Genomic DNA, 725 nt, shown 5'->3' with positions numbered 1-725 from the left:
GCGATCCCGATTTTACTGGTCGTATTTCTCTGCCTGCTTGTCGCTTTTTCCGCTGTCTGCGAATACCGGCAGCAGCATCCGGAGCCGGAGGAGATGCTGGTTTCGTTTGATGCCAACAGCGCATATCGGTTCCGGAATGCGAAGGGAGAGACACTGGAGTATGACGATCTTGATTTCAGCGGTGATATGCAGATCATAGACAGCGTGTTGGGCGGTGTTGACGCGCCTCCGTACTTCTACCTGACGCTTCCATACAGCAAAAGGCTTGAGGCTGACTTTGTGGATGGAGGACCGGATGCTTACGTTCGCGTCAGCACGGATCTGGCCCTGTGGGGCGTAGAAGGAAGCGGGGTCCAAAGGGCCGTGTTCACCGGCTCGGGCATTGAGACCACGGGCGAGAATATGGACTATACGGTACGGGCCTGCGTTGTTGATGACCTCTATCTGGAGGCGACCGGCAGCGGGGAAAGCCATATCCGTTGTGTGCAGAGGGGCGGGAAGCTGTATCTCACTGCGCAGGACGCCGCGCTTACCGTGAAGATCGAAAGCTATCTGGAGACAGAGCCCCTGGATTCCATGGCTCTCTCTGCAGGAGAGACTTGTACCATCCGCATTCGCGATGACGGTATGGAGTTCGTGCGCTAGATCGGAAACGGCCCCCAGATTGTCATTGCGAGGAGGGAAGCGACGTGGCAATCTCGCAGGGCATGGTCGGATAACAGGGT

1 protein-coding gene is annotated in these 725 nt (G+C 57.0%); it reads left to right on the top strand.

Going from position 1 to position 725, the window contains the following annotated elements:
* Positions 1-645, top strand: a 645-nt coding sequence (locus WMO66_RS00030; protein WP_349134360.1) for a hypothetical protein, incomplete at its 5' end; no start/stop codon positions are given.
* Positions 646-725 lie beyond the last annotated feature (80 nt).

Source organism: Faecousia intestinalis (assembly GCF_040096185.1).
Classification (GTDB): Bacteria; Bacillota; Clostridia; order Oscillospirales; family Oscillospiraceae; genus JAZOXB01.
Note: the sequence above shows the minus strand (reverse complement) of the source record. Positions and strands in the feature narration are given on the sequence as shown.